The following is a 16,648-nucleotide window of genomic DNA, read 5'->3' as shown; positions in this document are numbered from 1 at the left end:
GATGCTTGCTTAGACTCCAAACTCCAAACTCCAAACTCTGTCAATTTTAGATTTTGAATTTTGGATTTTGGATTGAAGAAAAAATCTAAAATCTAAAATCTAAAATCCAAAATTGAATAACTCCTAACTTTTAACTTTCAAAATGCATTCCTACAGCCTAATTGCCCCTGCTAAAATCAACTTGTATCTGGAAATCATTGGCAATCGTCCTGATGGCTATCACGAGTTAGCCATGATACTTCAAAGTATCGGACTTGCAGACAAAATTGATGTGCGTTCCATTAGCACTGACACCATCCGTGTTCACTGCAACCACCCACAAGTACCGACAGATAAAAGTAATTTGGCATATCGGGCAGCAGAATTAATGGCGAGGCAATTTCCCGAAGCCTTTGCTAAATATGGGGGTGTGGAGATTACCGTCAACAAGCAGATTCCTGTAGCTGCTGGGTTGGCTGGGGGTTCGACGAATGCAGCAGCTGTGTTGCTGGGGATAGATTTACTGTGGAAATTGGGATTAACTCAGTCAGAATTAGAAGAGTTAGGAGGTACACTTGGTTCAGATGTACCATTTTGTGTAGCGGGTGGAACTGCGATCGCCACAGGTAGAGGTGAGCAACTTTCTCCCCTACCTAGTTTAGATAATATATATGTATTATTGGGGAAATACCGCAGTCTGGAAGTTTCCACGGCTTGGGCATACAAAACTTATCGACAGCAGTTTGGTAATTCTGATATTAGAGATAGCCACAACTTAGTAGGGCGTGCTAATGCGGTTCATTCAGGAGCAATAGTAAAAGCTGTCCTGGATAAAGATGCGGGAGAAATTGCCCAAAAACTGCACAATGATTTAGAGCGTGTGGTATTGCCAGCCTATCCTCAAGTCTTGCAACTGCGAGAAGTGTTCGCAAATCAGGAAGGCGTTTTAGGAACAATGATGTCTGGTTCTGGACCAACAGTATTTGCTCTTTTTGAGTCTCAACAGCAAGCAGAACAAGTTAAACTGCAAGTAAGAGAAGCAATTATTGATCAGGACTTAGAATTGTTGGTAACTCAAACAATCACACATGGTATTAAAGTGGCATCGTCTGTTTAAATAATTCTTTTTCGTTAATGAAGCATCGGGAATAGCCAAGAATTATTCCTAATGGCCAATCCAAAATCTAAAATCTAAAATGGTATGAGTGACCAAAATTTAACACCACAAACGGATACTAAAATACAGGCAACAGCGAGTCCGTTACGCTGTTTAATTGGGGCGGTGATTTCTGGAGGAATGGGATATGCAGTGTATTCGCTGATGATTGCGATCACTACAAATTTCGCTACTAAACCTGTCCATTCAATTAATCCATTGGTAATTAAGATTTCTACTGCTGTTCGGACTCTGGTTGTTGGTGTAGTTGCTTTAGGAAGTGGAATATTTAGTATAGTAGCAATTGGTTTGTTGGCTTTAGGAGTGCAATTATTAGTGCAGGAGTTGACCAAGCAAAAAAGTAGTGAAAACTAGTAATTTGTTTTTAATCAGCAACCTAAAGGCACAAGTTTTTCTAACGAACCACGATTAATCAATGCTTTGGTAAAAGTCCATACCTGAGCAGAACTAGATCGGGTGCTAAAGCTTGATGATCTGCGCTTAATTGAAATTAACAACCAAAGTCTAGAAGATTTTAGCGTCAACATTGGCACAACTGGGCAACTACTGGCGGCTAGGCGATCAGCAAGTGCAAAGCTTGGGCATTGTCATTGTCAGTCAGTCTGGCTTGTATACAGCAGATGTTGTAATTTCGGTGCATAGTATAACCCTCGACTTTAACAGACTTCGGGTTGACACTTTATAGACTGGCTGAAGATTCACAAATTTATGCGGAATTGATACCAGCATCACTGAAGTTTATAGCACCAACATCACTTCTGAGCAAAATTTATGAACACAACCAAGAGATATTTTTTACCTTTTATTTTTGTGACAATGGTTGTTAGCCTCAGCAGTTGTAGTTCTAACCCCATCGCTCGTAATATTGACAGCGAAACGCTATCCCCTACCACAACACCGACGAATAGCGCATCGTCTCAGACTCTCAGCCAAATTCCTAGCGTAGCTCAGTTGAGAGAAAAATCTCCCAAGCAAGAATCTCCTAAGGAAAATACGCCTTCCTCATCAACTTCTAAAGCTGCCACTAGCAAAACTACCAAAGTCACACTATACACAAGTGATACTCAATGCCAAGAACTAATTCCCGAAAAGGTTTCAGTACCAGCCGAGGAACCAGTGAAAAATGTAGTGGGTAAAATTATAGAGAAACGAGATACAAGCGATTTGAGCTTGTCTGGGTATCGTGTCAACGTCAAAAATGGCATTGCTACAGTTGATTTGCGAATATCTCCTGATTCAAAGCGACAAATAGCTTCTCTTTCTAGTTGTGAACAGTTTGCTCTGTTTAGCAGTCTCCGCAAAACCCTAACGAGTAATGCCCAATGGAATATTAAAGAGGTTCGCTTCACCGAGCGAGGTAAGGACATTGTTCTTTAGCTAGCTTTGCCAGAAGCCTCCTGCTTTATCTGTACTCAGGTCAGTGTAAGTAGTTCACTTAAATATGGTAGTAAGTGCCGTCATCAGCTAGCTAAAAAGATTTCCCAATCTGAACAGCCACAGGACTCATGCATCAGCAGTTGCCAAAACAGTCTATGTTCTAACCAATTGAAAACAGCTGTAAATAGTGGTATGCTTCATTTTATCTCTAAGTTTATGGCAGCAATTCGCGGGTGTAATTCAGTGGTAGAATGTCACTTTCCCAAGGTGAACGTCGTGGGTTCGAGTCCCATCTCCCGCTTTGTATGTTGTACATTAACTAATTATTTGTCCCTATTAACAGATTAAGTTCCTGTGATCAGTGATGCTGGGACATGACGTAGTATTTATTACTCAAAGTCTAATTTGCTGGAACTGGCTGCAATGTCATATTGGCTATCTGTGGGGTTAAGTTTTGACATAGCCAGCACTATGCTCAAAAAGCTGAAAGACTAAGAGCCGGAGTTATTTACTTCAGGTAAAGGTAAGCGGTTTATTTATCAGCAGTTGGCAATCAGTCGGACATGATATTACTTGACGGTTACGACTTGCTGATACTTGAGGCGATTGGCAAAGCTGGAGTCACATAATTACCGATGATGGTGATTATGTGACTGTCCCAGGTATTAAAGTTTTTACTGCAAATAGTGGTGCGATCGCAGGCTTATTTCTTCTACAGTATTTTAGCCTCTGATGGTTCTGGACGATATTTTGATTGAACAGATCACAAAAGAGCGATGTCTACGACGGGCTACGCCTACGCTTTCCCACTTACTTACGTTTTTTGATTGTGCGATTTAAACCGACCTGCAATAAATTCTCGCTTAGATAAATGCTTTGTATCGCGTTTGGTGACTCGCTCTCGCCACATCTGGAAACTAGATTCCTTCATTTCGCGCCTCATTAGGGCAATTACTTGTTTCTCCAGTAGCCCAAACTGAGCCTCAATGGCATCAAAAGATGTTCTATCTTCCCATGCCATTTCAATAATCCGATCGATGGTTTGTGAATCGAGGTTAGGTAGCTTCATTCCTTTGCTGGCAATTGCTAAATTCGAGCTATATATAATATTTTACTTTTGGTTTTGAAGAACCATTGTGTCTGCTGCACCCAGTTGCAGGGCATAGAGGTTGGCATAGACACCTTGCTGATTGATCAGTTCGGTGTGAGTACCCTGCTCTACAATTTGTCCTTGCTGAATTACTAATACCTGATCTGCCTGAGTAACTGTACTGAGGCGGTGGGCAATCACGAAGCTGGTACGGCCTTGCAGCAAGCGGGCGATCGCACTTTGTACTAGCGCTTCTGTGCGGGTATCGATGCTGCTGGTTGCTTCATCAAGAATCAGAATTCGCGGGTTGATCAACACCGCACGGGCAATACTGATCAGTTGTCGTTGTCCTTGGCTCAGGGGAGCGCCCCGTTCACCCAATTGAGTTGTATAACCCTGTGGCAGTGAGGTAATGAACTCATGCACATTTGCTAGTTGTGCAGCCTCTTCGATCTCAGCTTGAGTGCTGTAAGGAGCGCCAAAGGCAATGTTTTCGGCGACGGTGCCACTGAACAGAATATTGTCTTGCAGGACGATGCCAATTTGACGCCGCAGACTTGCTTGAGTAACGCTACGCACATCAATATCATCAATTTTCACTGCACCGCCAGATACATCGTAGAAGCGCAAAATCAAGTTAATGATCGTACTTTTTCCCGAACCGGTCGGCCCTACTAACGCAATCATCTGCCCTGGATAGGCGTGCAAATTCACCCCTTTGAGAACCAGTTGATCTGGGTTGTAGCCAAACTTGACATTCTCGAATGTCACCTCACCCTGAATGGGCGGCATTTCTGTCGCATTGGGTGCGTCTTTGAGTTCTGACGGTTCATCTAGCAATAGAAAGATTCGCTCTAATCCGGCGAAGGCAGATTGAGCTTGGGTATAAAACTGGCTGAGAATCTGGATAGGGCGGAAAAACTGCTGGACGTAAAGTAAAAAAGATGTCACCACACCCACTGTTGCAGCTCCTGTTACAGCGAGATAGCCACCATAGGCCAGCACGCCTGCGGTTGCTAATGTGTTGAGAAAATCGATGGAGGGCAAAAAGGCGGAAGTAATTGCCACAGCGTCAACGTTGGCATCTCTATTGGCAGCGTTGAGAATGTCGAATTTTGCGATATTCATCTGTACACGATTAAATGCCTGTGCTTCTCGGACGCTGACAATATCTTCTTCCAATTTGGCGGAAAGCTCCCCAATGGTTTGTCGGGTGACGCGAAATCTAACTCTTGCCCAACGTGCAAATAAGCCTGTAGTAAAAATCATCAGTGGCACAACTAGGTTGCTCAACAAGCCGAGTTGCAGATTGATTGAGAGCATAGCAATAACAATGCCAACCAAACTGAAAGTGTTGCCCAGCATTTGAGCGATCGTCAGTCCAAATGCCTGATTTACGGTATTGACATCATTTAGCAAGCGGCTCATTAAATCGCCTGCTTCGCTGCGGTCAAAAAAGCTAAGTGGCAGACTTTGGATTTTAGTGAAAATATCTTGTCTTAGTTGAGCCAGCAATCGCTGCATAATCCAGCCGACTCGAATAATTTGACCGCGGATTGCCAAGACACCAAGTCCATAGTTGAGCGCTAGTAGCCCTAATAACATTAGCAATCCTTGCAAATTCCCTTGTGCAATCAGGTGATCAATCGACCAGCCGATGAAAAACGGCCCAATTGCCTGGGTTCCAGCACCAATAAATACTAATGTCAGGGCGATAGGAATTTCTTTGCGATAGAGTAACACGTATTGCAAAAAGCGCCGCAGGGTGGAAAGTTGCTGACTCGTTTTTTCCTCAGATGCAACAACAGGAACTGTGCCTCTCATAAAAATTTTGGATTTTAGATTTTGGACTTCGGCTTCTCTTTGAGACGCTCTTGCGTTGGCTCAGTCGAACGATTTGGGATTAAAAGTCTTTATTACAAGGCTGTGATAAAAATTTCCAGCCAGACTAATTATGCTAATTTGGGATGATTTTTCTCCTTTGGCTTTACCTGAGATTCCAAAATCACACCATAGAGAGGGCTGGTTTGCATCAATTCCTCGTGAGTGCCTTGTGCCACCAATCGTCCTTTATCCATCAGAAAAATGCGATCGGCATTCTTGACGGTGCTGATGCGTTGAGCCACGACAAAAGTTGTACAAGCTTTTTGGCGCATTAAGTCATCTAGTTTGGCTTGAATCTGAGCAGCGGTTTTGGCATCTACAGCCGAGGTACTATCGTCCAAAATTAGAATGCAGTAATCGGTCAGTAAGGTACGAGCGATCGCAATTCGTTGTTTTTGTCCACCAGACAAGCCCACGCCACGTTCACCCACAATCGTCTCGTAGCCATCAGGCAGACTGGTAATAAAATCGTGCATTTGTGCGGTTTTTGCAACCTCAATCACCTGCTCTAGGGTTGCATTGGGTTTTGCGTAGGCAATATTCTCACGGATTGTGCCAGAGAAGAGGGTGGTTTCCTGAAATACAATGCCAATACGCGATCTAAGGCTTTTTAGTGTGAAACTTGTTACATCCCGTCCGTCAATGCGAACCGCTCCCCCTGTGACATCGTAAAAGCGAGGAATCAGGTTCATAATTGTGCTTTTTCCGGAACCAGTCATCCCTAGAACGGCGATCAGTTCGTTAGGTTTCGTTTCAAAGGAAACTTCTTTGAGAGTTTCGGTTGTCGCTCCTGGATAGCGAAAGGAAACATTTTCAAAGGTGATTCTACCACAGCAGGTGTCAAATGGGACAGCACCAGGGCGATCGCGAATTTCTACTTCTGCATCTACAACTTCATAAACCCGTTCTGCCGAAGCAGCTGATTGAGCGATCGCAGGTGCAGCAAATCCAATTAATAAAATAGGTTGGAGAATCAACGCCAGGTAGGAGTTAAACGCCACCAGTTCGCCAATGGAGAATCTACGCCCAATCACCTGCGCTCCCCCGTAGGCGAAAACTGCTAGTGTTACCAAATTACTCAGCAAAAAGATCAACGGGAAGGTATCACGGATGGCGCTTATGGTCTTCATGTTTGCCCTGACTAGGGCATCATTCATCGTCGTGTAACGCGACCTTTCGGTTGACTCTCGCACAAACGCTTTCACCACCCGTATTCCTAGCAAGTTCTCTTGCAATACAGCATTGAGGTCGCTCAGTTGCTCTTGTACTTGCCGAAAAAGTTTGTTATTTCGGGTGATGAATCGCGCCATCACCCATCCGGCTAGGGGCACTACTGTCAGCGTAATTAGTGCTAATCGCCAGTTCATCACCAACAAAATCACCGAAATACTCACCAATGTCACAACTGAACCCACGACCTGAATTAAGCTAGTACCAACAAAGGTACGGATCTGCTCAATGTCGCTGGTGACACGGGTTAATAATTGGGAAGTCTGCGCCTGGTCATGATAACTGAAACTGAGATTTTGAATCTTGCTAAAAATCTTGTTTCGCAGGTCATAGGCTACACCCTGAGACACTGCTTCTGCTAAATAGCTTTGTCCAAAGTTAAATAAACCACGAGCGATCGCCGCGACTACCATCCAGGCGGCGCTGTATAGCACAATTTGGAGGTTTTGTTTGATGATGCCCTGATCAATTCCCCAGCGAAATAGTTGCGGGGTAACTGCGTTTGCGATCGTCAACAGCAACAGACTGACCAATGCTCCTAGCGAAGTCCATCGGTAAGTACTCAAACTTCTAAGCACACGCTGGGTTGACTGTATCGACGAAGTTTCCTGGAGTTCTGGTTGCTGAACCAATGGTATTTACCCCTGTATCTTTGGAAAATTATCTTCTATTTTTTATGGTATAAGCGATCGCGCTTGATAATGGTCTAACTCAGGTCGCAAAATTGACTAAAGTCGTTAAAATAGCCATTCTAAGTAGTAATTGATTTGAGAGTTAAGGTATGAATGCTGAGGAGTTGTTGAGAAGGTATGCTGCTGGGGAGAGAAATTTTGCTGGGGTTGATTTGAGTAGTGTTGATTTGAGTAGTGTTGATTTGAGAGAAGCTGAGTTGACTCGTATTAGCCTTGTAGGTGCTAACTTGAGAGGCGTCAACCTGACTGGTGCCAACTTGAATTGTTCTGCCTTGAGGAAGGCTGATCTCAGGAATGCCAACTTGAAAGGAACCGACTTGAGTGGTGCTAATCTGATTCAGGCTAACCTGCAAGGTGTCGATCTCAAACGTGCTTTGATGTGGGGTACTGGCTTGAGAGAAGCTAATCTAAGTGATGCCAACTTGCAGGGAGCTAATTTGACGAATGCCTGGTTGAATAATGCTGAATTCGGAATCACTGGAAATATGGAAAGTACTATTTTGATCGGAACTAACTTTGAAGGAGCTAGAATTTCATATGTCCTATGTGAGAATTGGAGATTTAACAGTTTTTTCAATGCTTTTTACTGGTACACTATTATGCCAGATGGAAGTACTGTGGTCGGTCCCAGATATGGTTGACACATCTGGTGTAAATTGGGTCTAGGAGAATAAATTAAGAAAACCAAATAACAAGAATAATGGCTCAAAATTTTCCTAGCAATTCCCAACTTCCATCGGATATCTCAACTGCTATCAGTCGCACAGCAAAGCCAAGTTCTGAGTTTTACTCTCTTTTTTCTGAAGAAGAAGTTCTAGGGATAATTCATGCATTAGAAATAAGACGAGAAATACCTCTAAAGTATTCTTATAAAGGTAGAGGCGCAAAAATCTGGAATGATTTTTATCTTAAATATATTATTCCTACATGGTATAAAACATCGAATGTAGAAATTGACCTTTTAAAGGACAATTTTAAATATTTGAATGACAATATTAAAATTGGCAAAAAAGTAAATATTGTAGATGTTGGTGCCGGAAATTCATATCCAGTTAAAAATTTTATTCAAAGACTTAATAAATTGGGAAAGGTTAATAAATATATTGCTTTAGATATTAGTGAGGAATTGCTTAATTTATCAAAAAATAATTTTAAAAAATGGTTTCCTCTTGTGGAGTTTATCAGTTCCACAATTGATATAGAAAATAGTTGTGTACCCAAAACTCTATTCCAAAATAAAGCTAGTCTTGAAATTGACGACACAGCAAAAATATTTTTCCACTTAGGAGTTACTATTGGTAATCATCAAAATAGAGATGGGGTACTCAAAAACTTTAGAGATAGCATGGGAAAAAATGATTTTCTGGTGTTCACTAACGAAATTGGCTCTAACTCTACATGGGATGGAATAGTTAGAGGTGGCTGCAAGTATCATGTAGAAGGAATATATGAATGGGTTAAAAGCAAGATTGGGATTAAATCTGAAGATTGTGAATTGGTGAGAAAGTATGATTTAAAAACAGATAGTATAGTTGCTAATATGAAATTACGTCATAATTACACTATAAATTTCAATCGGATAGGGATAGATAAAAAAATTGAAATATCTGAAGGTGAAGAAATTACTATTTGGCGACATCATAAGTTTGAAATACCTAAACTTTTGCAAGAACTAGAACGTTCTGGACTAGAACTTATTCACTATAGTACTGACAAATACAAATCACATATTATGGTGATTTGTAAGAGGATGTTTTAAAAGTCCTATTGTCGGTATAACAAGTTCTAGATCCCTCTAAATCCCCCTTAAAAAGCAGGACTTTGATTCCGGTTCCCTCCTTTTAAGCTACGGTGTACAGACAAGTCGAAAAAAGCTCGATTTTTCATTCTTCTCTCGTTCCCATGCTCTGCACGGGAATGGCTGATTAGAGGCTCTGCCTCCAGTTAAATATTGAGTCAGAATTGAGTCACAGACTCAATGAATGCATTCCCATGCTCTGCATAGGAACGAGGAAAAGGAGGAAAACTTTATACAAGCTAGGTTTTTAGGACTTGTGTGTACACCCTAGCCTTTTGAAGGGGGTTAGGGGGGATCAATAAGTGCCTAAAATCACAGTTAAAGATATTTGTAGGTTGGGTTCAACAAAGTCAAACCCAACAAACTCTTGATAATGTTGGGTTACCCTTCGGGATCTTGCTACGTTCCTCAAACGCCACTTGCTTCTTCCTACAGCCCTTTGGGCATCCTACGGCAGGCGCTAGCCTTTCACCAATGGGAGAAGCGCAAGGGACAAGTCGGCAAACTGCAAGGGCGCAGTGGCTCCCCAACCTACGCTGGTTTTAGTTTTTGGCTTTAACCCAAGCGTATTGTGCTATAGATACGATTATGGCAGTTAATAGAATTTTCTAGGTCTTTTAGGGAAAATTTTTCTAATTCAGATCTAAAATGGTGTCAAATATTTCTGATGATGCTAAAAAACCAGTTTGACTTGTCTTGTGTATCAATTAAATGTACATCAAACGCGGTTTAGGCTCAGGAACTGGACGCCCTAAATCCTTAGCTATTTCTATCCATTCCTGTATAACTAATTCTACATTATGTAGGGCTTCTTGATAAGTATCGCCGTCAGCAGCACAGCCTGATAATTCTGGCACTTCTGCAATAAAGGCTTGATCTAATTCACTCCAGTAGAGAATAATTTCATACCGAAACATCATTTTTAGTTCCTAGCTTATACTTGAGAATCACAGCCCGAACTTGTTTAATTTGATAGCTTTTGGCTTTTCCTCTCTTATGTTGCAGGTTTAATATTTCCTCGACATCGGCTTTGATAAAAATCCGATGATCGCCACGAATCCGTTCCTCAAAGCCTAGTTTATATAAAAGTTGCCACAGTTGAGCGAAAGGGATGTCTGTATCAGAAGTCCCAGAGAGAATTTTTTCTAAGAGTTTGTCTTGCTGACTCACGTTTTCCTGACTGTCTTAATATTTCTATAGTCTCATATTTATTTAAAATCAGGGCATACAAAAGCAAAACTATCATTTTGCTCCTGAGTGAGAGCATCCTAGATGACAATGGCTAATCCAGTTATCAGGGCAAATTGTAGGCTTGCATACTGCTCTACAGTTTTACTTGATTACAGAAAATCCTGATTATTTGGATGTTACAGATGCTTTCTTTGAAACAATGTTTTGCAGTGAGTTTAGTGTTGTGACATCAGTTTTGACTATCGTGGAGGTGTATCATTTTTCTTGACGAATGATGCTCATTGACCATTGTTACCGGAAAAGGGAACTGGGTACTGGGGACGCTTGTTGAATCCAGTTTCCGCCAGTGATGAGAAACAGGGGTAAAGGGTAAGGGGGAAAGGGAAACCACATAATCATCCTGTTGCGAATTCATAAATGGTTTTACCCTTCATCCCTTGCCTGAGGCAAGAAATACAGGGTGATAGTGTTTACTCAAATTTACAAGTGATATAGGCAACTACAGAGGGCAAATTGTTGAGATTGCTCATATCATAGGCTGAGGTATAAATCCGTCTCAGTTAATGTTGAATATTGAGTAATAAATATTACGCGAATATGAAAAACCAAATTCTAGGTGCAGCTGCCTTTTTAACCACGATTAGTTTGACAACAACCGTACAAGCTGCAAATTCTGAACATGTTAAACAGTTATTGGCAACCAAACAATGTCAAAACTGCGATTTAAGCAGTGCAGGTTTAGTGATGGCTGACTTATCTGGAGCCAATTTGAGCGGTGCTAATCTCACAGGTGCAAACTTGAGCCGTGCAAACTTGAGCGGCGCAGATTTGCGGGGTGCAAACTTGAGTGGCGCTAGTTTATTTGGTGTTAACCTGAGCGAAGCTAAATTTCGTGGGGCAAATTTGACGGGTGCTGATTTGAGAAATACCTATCTAGCAAATGCAGAACTGACTGGTGCTTACCTGAATGGTGCTAACTTCCAGGGTGCAGTTGGTATACCATTACAAATTGCTTCACCAGAAGAATTTTATGCTTGGGGTGTCGCAGAAGCGCAAAAAGGCAACCAACAGCAAGCAATCAGTTATTTTAATCAAGCGATCGCTATTAAACCAGAATATGCAGGTGCTTTTTTAGCTCGTGGTGTCGCTCGTTACCAAATACTAGATAGAGAAGGTGCATTCCAAGATGCCCAAGTTGCTGAAAAATTGTTTACATCTCAAAACAACAGCCCTGGAACACTAACAGCCCAAGCTTTTATTAAAGAACTGCAAACACCCGTCAATGAGAAGGTAAGCGCTGGTAGCCCCAGTTTCGTTGACTTTTTGGGAAGTCTTGGCTCAGTCTTGCTCCAGTTCTTACCTTTTTGAGTGCTTGCTTTTTGAGAGGGAGAGTTGAAAGAATAGAGGGATAATAACAGATGACAAATGACAAATGACTTTATCTAAGGAATTATGGGCAGCAAATCAAGACTTAGCCCAAGCTTGCCTAAAGCATCCTTTCGTTCAAGGCATTGGCGATGGTACTCTTGAGCAGGCGAAATTTGCTTACTACGTAGGGCAAGATGCTTTTTTCCTAGAAGCTTTTGCCCGTGCCTACAGTATCGCCGCAGCTAAAGCACCAGACTCATTAGGTTTCACCACATTTCATAACCTAGCTAGTGAAGCTTTAGAAGAACTGCGGCTGCATAGTGGCTATGCTTCCCAGTGGGGAATCAATTTGGATTCTGTGGAACCAGGAGCCACCACCCGCCGCTATACTGACTTTTTGTTAGCAACCGCTTGGGGTAGAGATGTGGGTTTAACTGCTGCGGCGATGTCTCCGTGTATGCGTTTGTATGCCTTTTTGGGAGAACAGTTAGCTGGTAACGGTATTCCTAATCATCAATATGCAGACTGGATTCGTACTTACAGCAGCCCAGACTTTCAATCACTAACAAAACAATTAGAAAGTCTGGTTGACAATTATGCTATTACTAATCCTGTTGTGCATTCAACCTACCGTTATCCTATGTTTTGTGAGCGCGACTTTTTTCAGGCTGCGTGGATTTTGGAGTAGGGGCGCTAGAGGAAAATAACTTATGTCTGATTTAATTAATAAACAAATCATCCTCAAAAGCCGTCCAGTCGGCGAACCAAAAGAGAGTGATTTTGCTCTAGTAGAAACACCAACTCCCGAAGCGGGTGAAGGCGAAATTCTTAGCCGCACCATTTATCTATCTCTCGACCCTTACATGCGTGGTCGCATTAGTGCAGGCAAGTCTTATGCTGCGTCAGTAGAATTGAATTCTGCGATCGTGGGTGGTACAGTCAGCCAAGTAATTAAATCAAATCATCCTCAATTTCAAGTAGGAGATTTTGTTCTTAGCAGTAACGGTTGGCAAACTTATGCTGTATCAAAGGGTGAGACACTGCGTAAACTTGATCCAACTCAAGCACCTTTATCCTATAGTCTAGGTGTACTGGGTATGCCTGGTCTGACTGCTTATGCTGCTCTGCTTGATGTCGGTCAACCGAAAGAAGGTGAAACTGTTGTGGTTTCAGCCGCTTCTGGTGCTGTCGGTGCAGTAGCAGGTCAAATTGCCAAAATTAAAGGTGCGCGAGTAGTGGGAATTGTTGGGAGTGATGATAAGCAAGACTATATAGTTAAGGAATTAGGTTTTGATGTTGGCATTAACCGCAAAACCCAAGAACTTGATTCAGCGCTCAAAGCAGCTGCTCCTAATGGCATTGATGTTTACTATGACAATACAGCAGGTGTGATTTTAGAAACTGTGTTGCAGCAAATTAATCTTGGGGCAAGAATTCCACTAGTAGGTTTGATTTCGGAGTATAACGCCACATCTATTCCACCAGGGCCCAATTTAAGACCACTACTAATCAAGCGGGCTTTGATTAAAGGTTTTCTAGTTAGTGATTACCAACATCGGTTTGATGATTTTTTGCATGATGTTTCTGGATGGTTGCAGTCTGGTAAACTTAAGTATAAAGAAGATGTAGTTATTGGTTTAGAGAACGCTCCTAGTGCATTCATCGGTTTACTTCGAGGTGAGAACTTTGGCAAGCTGATTGTTAAGGTCAGTGACGACCCAACAGCGGCTTAATCGGTGCGTAATGTCATCTGAACAATGGAAAATAGATTGTCTTCGCTTCACTCCCAATGCAAGAGTACAAAATCCCATTGAGGATATTTGGTTGCAGGCTAAAACATGGGTTCGTTCGCGCAGCGTCTCGTTGGCGCAGCCTCTCGTAGAGAAGAGATGCTCTATTTTGTGCAATACCTTAGTTTTTTTTAGGTGTTTCCTAACTCCATAACATGTTTGACAATATCATTCCGGTTGGTAACCAGCCAATTTTTCTGTTGTGCAAGCAACATTAATGATGGATGAGGTTCAAACACTAAGGGCTTGCTAACAATCTCAAGTAATGGTGTATCAGTTATTGAATCACCTATAGGCGTTTCCGAACAATACTAAAAATGCCCCAGGGCACTCAAGGATGCGATCGCTCCGCCAGCCGCAGGCATCGCGTTCCGTAGGCTCAAGCATCCTTGAGTGCGTTGTAAGCGATGAACCTCCGGTGCTCTGGAGCGTGTCCTTATTAAGTTCCTGAATTTATAATTTTAAAAACCCGAAAATCATTCCAAAAAGCAATACAGAGCTAATCCAGACATTTTGAGTGAACATTTGATTGTAGGCAGTATTTGGAAGTTGTGAGTCAAGCAGCCGTATAAACTGCCAAATCCAAGCAATAGTTGCAATTATCAAGCTAATCCAGAAACTCAGTTGCAATTGCATATAAAAGCCTAGCAAACCCAATAGTAAGGCAGCAGTTGCATAGCAAATCATAACAGCAACAGGCGCATACTTACCAAAAAACAGAGCGCTGGACTTAACGCCAATCCGTTGGTCATCCTTGCGGTCAGACATAGCGTAAATGGTGTCGAATCCCACAGCCCACAGCGCAGTTGAGCTACATAGCAACCAAGTAGTAAATTCTATCTGCTCATTCACCGCAGTCCAGCTAGTCAAAACTACAAGGCCCCAAATTATTGCCAGTAATAACTGGGGAACTGGAAATACCCGTTTAGACAATGGGTATAAAATAATTATCGGAAGTGTTCCAACCCATAACCAGAACGAGAGTGGTTTTAGAGCAAAAGCCAGCATTGCATTCAAGCCCACAGAGATCACAGCAACCGTGATCCCGACAGAGACAGAAAGCGCACCAGAAGCTAAGGGACGCTCACGCGTTCTTTCCACTTGTGCATCAATATCTCGATCGCACAAGTCGTTGATCACGCAAGTTGTAGCACTGGTAGCTAAAGCAAAAAAAATGATCAGGTTAACAAGTGGTATTGATGGCATTCCCTTTGCTGATAAAACAATACCCCAAAGGGCTGGAATTATTAGAATTAACCGTCCAGTGGGCTTTTCCCATCTTAGAAGTCGGACAATTTTATGCCACAAAGGCTCTTTTCTTCCTTGAGATTCTGATTGAGTAAGCATAAATTTGCTCCCACTGAATTTGTAGTTATTAATGCCAAGTTCATCTTGATCGCGCCTACAGATTAAATCTAAATTTCTGAATTACGAATTACCAATTGGTATTAATTATCCTGTCTGAGAATGTTAAACAGCAAATCTATCGCATTTCAAAGGTTAATCAACTATGATCTGCTTTCAGTTATTCACTAGAGAATTGATTTTCTCTTCACAATCCAATAACTCTGTTAAGCTTCAATAAACTGCATAGTTATTTTCGCGCCCAAATTTGTGTCACACGAGGGATGCCAAACAGTGTTGTTTCGTCCTCTGCCAACTCTCTTATTTGCTCTAGAGTTTGCTTAATCTCTTCTGGTGTTGTTATTCCAGTTTCAATTAAAGCATCAGTTGCCTCTTTGAGTGACAAATCTATGAAACGCTTAGTTTCTTTGTGAACTGCGACAGGCTGCATTAAAAAAATTTCTCGCGTCAGCAAGCCAGCATTTTGAAATATTTGGTAAAGCTTGCTTCCCATACAAAAGTGCTGGTTACGAGCATTACCCAGTTTAAGGAAAAGCTCAATACAGCGGTCGTAGCTAGGGTTAGCAGGTTGACAAAAACCAGTGCTAAAGTCGGCTTCCTCACACACTAACAACCCACTCGGCTTAAGTAGTGCCAGCATTTGTTCCAGTGCATCTTTAGGGCGAGTTAAATGGGTTAGCAAAAAGCGGCAATAAACTATGTCAAAGGAGTTATGAGGTAATCCTGTATTGTAAGCGCTGCCCAAGACAAATTTTACATTGCTCAAGCCCAGTGCGTCTGCATTTCCTCGTGCCTGTTCTACCTGCTCTGTACTCACATCTACACCAATAACTGAACCGTTGAATCCAACTTGCTCCCCTAACCAAGTGGAAACACTTCCAATACCGCAACCAATGTCAGCTATATGCATCCCTTCGCTGAGTCCAACTCGCCCAAGTAAAAACTCTGTATATGGCTTATGGATTTGGTGAAGAATTTGCAATCGATTTGCGCCTACTTTTCCAGTGGCTAGTGTATAACGGTCATCATGTATCATTATTATTTTGCTTTCAAAAATAATTTGCATTGAGGCTTTGAGCGATCGCTATTCGTACCAGAGGCATCGCTTATCCACCAACTATTTTTGACCACACCCATATTAGTTCTGGATCTGAGCAAGAGTCGCAAGAACCACAAGATTGAATCCCTATCTTATTCGCAATTGATACTCATGAATAATTTTTCTTTCTGTATATTTGCACATTTGGGATGCTCCCTACCTGTGTAGCTCAGACCGGAAATTATCTACGGTCACTTCAATCGCAAGCCTATTAAATTTGATGAGTGAATAAGTGCGTTCGCGCCTAATCCAACCTAATAAAAAAGCTGGCTGTGATTTAGGCAGCTTTTTTATTAAGATGAAATAAAAAACGCTAAGGCTTAAGAACAAGTCCTCGAAAAACTGCAAAGTGCTACCAAAGTTTTTTTCTTATCTACAGCATTTCTATTTTGAGATTGAATTTGTTTGACACTGTGATTAATTTTCAGCGCATCTACTAATGCATTATGCTTTTTAATCGCTGTGTTTAAGGTAGGTGCATTCAGATTGTTCTCTAAAGTCACACCCTGATTGATTTTGGCAATAGCAGAGTTTCCAGAGAAAGCTATTGCACCAACGATTACGACTCCTAAACCTTTACCCAAATTCCAAGTATCCATAATTGTATT

The 16,648-nt window shown here is 41.9% G+C and carries 17 protein-coding genes, 1 tRNA gene and 2 pseudogenes; 12 read left to right on the top strand and 8 right to left on the bottom strand.

Going from position 1 to position 16,648, the window contains the following annotated elements:
• The first annotated feature begins 142 nt into the window (after positions 1-142).
• From ispE to V7K85_RS10030, 5 genes and pseudogenes are all read left to right on the top strand, one after another.
• Complete coding sequence (ispE, locus tag V7K85_RS10050; protein WP_334813192.1) at positions 143-1,096, top strand: 4-(cytidine 5'-diphospho)-2-C-methyl-D-erythritol kinase; 954 nt, start codon at positions 143-145, stop codon at positions 1,094-1,096.
• Positions 1,097-1,180: 84 nt separating this feature from the next.
• The gene (locus V7K85_RS10045; RefSeq protein WP_334813190.1) at positions 1,181-1,510 is read left to right on the top strand and encodes a DUF3082 domain-containing protein; all 330 of its coding nucleotides are present in this window, start codon (positions 1,181-1,183) and stop codon (positions 1,508-1,510) included.
• 57 nt (positions 1,511-1,567) lie between these two features.
• Positions 1,568-1,772, top strand: a pseudogene (locus V7K85_RS10040) (indole-3-glycerol phosphate synthase TrpC); the annotation flags it as partial.
• 155 nt (positions 1,773-1,927) lie between these two features.
• Positions 1,928-2,533, top strand: coding sequence for a sporulation/spore germination protein (locus tag V7K85_RS10035; RefSeq protein ID WP_334813188.1), 606 nt, complete (start codon positions 1,928-1,930; stop codon positions 2,531-2,533).
• Positions 2,534-2,762: 229 nt separating this feature from the next.
• Positions 2,763-2,834 (top strand) — tRNA-Gly (locus tag V7K85_RS10030).
• A gap of 513 nt (positions 2,835-3,347) precedes the next feature.
• Here the strand turns inward: V7K85_RS10030 and V7K85_RS10025 are convergent.
• The 3 genes from V7K85_RS10025 to V7K85_RS10015 all read right to left on the bottom strand — a co-directional run bounded on the left by V7K85_RS10025 (position 3,348) and on the right by V7K85_RS10015 (position 7,369).
• On the bottom strand, positions 3,348-3,602 hold the full coding sequence (locus tag V7K85_RS10025) for a TIGR03643 family protein (protein WP_334813187.1): 255 nt from the start codon (positions 3,600-3,602) through the stop codon (positions 3,348-3,350).
• Between the two features lie 42 nt (positions 3,603-3,644).
• Positions 3,645-5,447, bottom strand: coding sequence for an ABC transporter ATP-binding protein (locus tag V7K85_RS10020; protein ID WP_334813185.1), 1,803 nt, complete (start codon positions 5,445-5,447; stop codon positions 3,645-3,647).
• Positions 5,448-5,575: 128 nt separating this feature from the next.
• Positions 5,576-7,369 (bottom strand): ABC transporter ATP-binding protein, encoded by a 1,794-nt coding sequence (locus V7K85_RS10015; RefSeq protein ID WP_334813183.1) that lies wholly within the window; start codon positions 7,367-7,369, stop codon positions 5,576-5,578.
• 149 nt (positions 7,370-7,518) lie between these two features.
• Between V7K85_RS10015 and V7K85_RS10010 the strand changes: the two genes are divergently transcribed.
• The 3 genes from V7K85_RS10010 (at position 7,519) to V7K85_RS10000 (ending at position 9,786) form a co-directional block, all read left to right on the top strand.
• Positions 7,519-8,070: a pentapeptide repeat-containing protein gene (locus V7K85_RS10010; protein ID WP_334813181.1), complete on the top strand. Its 552-nt coding sequence runs from the start codon at positions 7,519-7,521 to the stop codon at positions 8,068-8,070.
• 59 nt (positions 8,071-8,129) lie between these two features.
• A complete protein-coding gene (locus V7K85_RS10005; RefSeq protein ID WP_334813179.1) occupies positions 8,130-9,188 on the top strand; it encodes an L-histidine N(alpha)-methyltransferase in 1,059 nt (352 codons plus the stop codon).
• A gap of 412 nt (positions 9,189-9,600) precedes the next feature.
• Positions 9,601-9,786, top strand: a complete 186-nt coding sequence (locus tag V7K85_RS10000; protein ID WP_334813177.1) for a hypothetical protein — start codon at positions 9,601-9,603, stop codon at positions 9,784-9,786.
• A gap of 148 nt (positions 9,787-9,934) precedes the next feature.
• Here the strand turns inward: V7K85_RS10000 and V7K85_RS09995 are convergent, their stop codons facing one another.
• Positions 9,935-10,147, bottom strand: a complete 213-nt coding sequence (locus V7K85_RS09995; RefSeq protein WP_334813175.1) for a type II toxin-antitoxin system HicB family antitoxin — start codon at positions 10,145-10,147, stop codon at positions 9,935-9,937.
• Positions 10,131-10,397 (bottom strand): type II toxin-antitoxin system HicA family toxin, encoded by a 267-nt coding sequence (locus tag V7K85_RS09990; RefSeq protein ID WP_334813173.1) that lies wholly within the window; start codon positions 10,395-10,397, stop codon positions 10,131-10,133. The genes V7K85_RS09995 and V7K85_RS09990 overlap by 17 nt, the downstream gene beginning before the upstream one ends.
• Before the next feature lie 618 nt (positions 10,398-11,015).
• On the opposite strand from V7K85_RS09990, the gene V7K85_RS09985 reads away from it, so the two are divergent.
• From V7K85_RS09985 to V7K85_RS09970, 4 genes and pseudogenes are all read left to right on the top strand, one after another.
• Positions 11,016-11,786: a pentapeptide repeat-containing protein gene (locus tag V7K85_RS09985; RefSeq protein WP_334813172.1), complete on the top strand. Its 771-nt coding sequence runs from the start codon at positions 11,016-11,018 to the stop codon at positions 11,784-11,786.
• Positions 11,787-11,850: 64 nt separating this feature from the next.
• Positions 11,851-12,474 carry a TenA family protein gene (locus V7K85_RS09980; RefSeq protein WP_334813170.1) on the top strand — a complete coding sequence of 208 codons (624 nt, stop codon included), beginning with the start codon at positions 11,851-11,853 and terminating at the stop codon, positions 12,472-12,474.
• Between the two features lie 22 nt (positions 12,475-12,496).
• Positions 12,497-13,519, top strand: coding sequence for an NADP-dependent oxidoreductase (locus V7K85_RS09975; RefSeq protein ID WP_334813168.1), 1,023 nt, complete (start codon positions 12,497-12,499; stop codon positions 13,517-13,519).
• A gap of 10 nt (positions 13,520-13,529) precedes the next feature.
• Positions 13,530-13,634: pseudogene (locus tag V7K85_RS09970) on the top strand (IS630 family transposase); the annotation flags it as partial.
• Positions 13,635-14,029: 395 nt separating this feature from the next.
• On the opposite strand, the gene V7K85_RS09965 reads toward V7K85_RS09970, so the two are convergent.
• The 3 genes from V7K85_RS09965 to V7K85_RS09955 form a co-directional block, all read right to left on the bottom strand.
• Positions 14,030-14,923 carry a 4-hydroxybenzoate solanesyltransferase gene (locus V7K85_RS09965; RefSeq protein ID WP_334813166.1) on the bottom strand — a complete coding sequence of 298 codons (894 nt, stop codon included), beginning with the start codon at positions 14,921-14,923 and terminating at the stop codon, positions 14,030-14,032.
• A 247-nt stretch (positions 14,924-15,170) separates the two neighbouring features.
• Complete coding sequence (locus V7K85_RS09960) at positions 15,171-15,977, bottom strand: class I SAM-dependent methyltransferase (RefSeq protein WP_334813164.1); 807 nt, start codon at positions 15,975-15,977, stop codon at positions 15,171-15,173.
• A gap of 383 nt (positions 15,978-16,360) precedes the next feature.
• Positions 16,361-16,639 (bottom strand): hypothetical protein, encoded by a 279-nt coding sequence (locus V7K85_RS09955; protein ID WP_334813162.1) that lies wholly within the window; start codon positions 16,637-16,639, stop codon positions 16,361-16,363.
• Positions 16,640-16,648 lie beyond the last annotated feature (9 nt).

This window comes from Nostoc sp. (assembly GCF_036917615.1).
Taxonomy (GTDB): domain Bacteria; phylum Cyanobacteriota; class Cyanobacteriia; order Cyanobacteriales; family Nostocaceae; genus Nostoc.
Note: the sequence above shows the minus strand (reverse complement) of the source record. Positions and strands in the feature narration are given on the sequence as shown.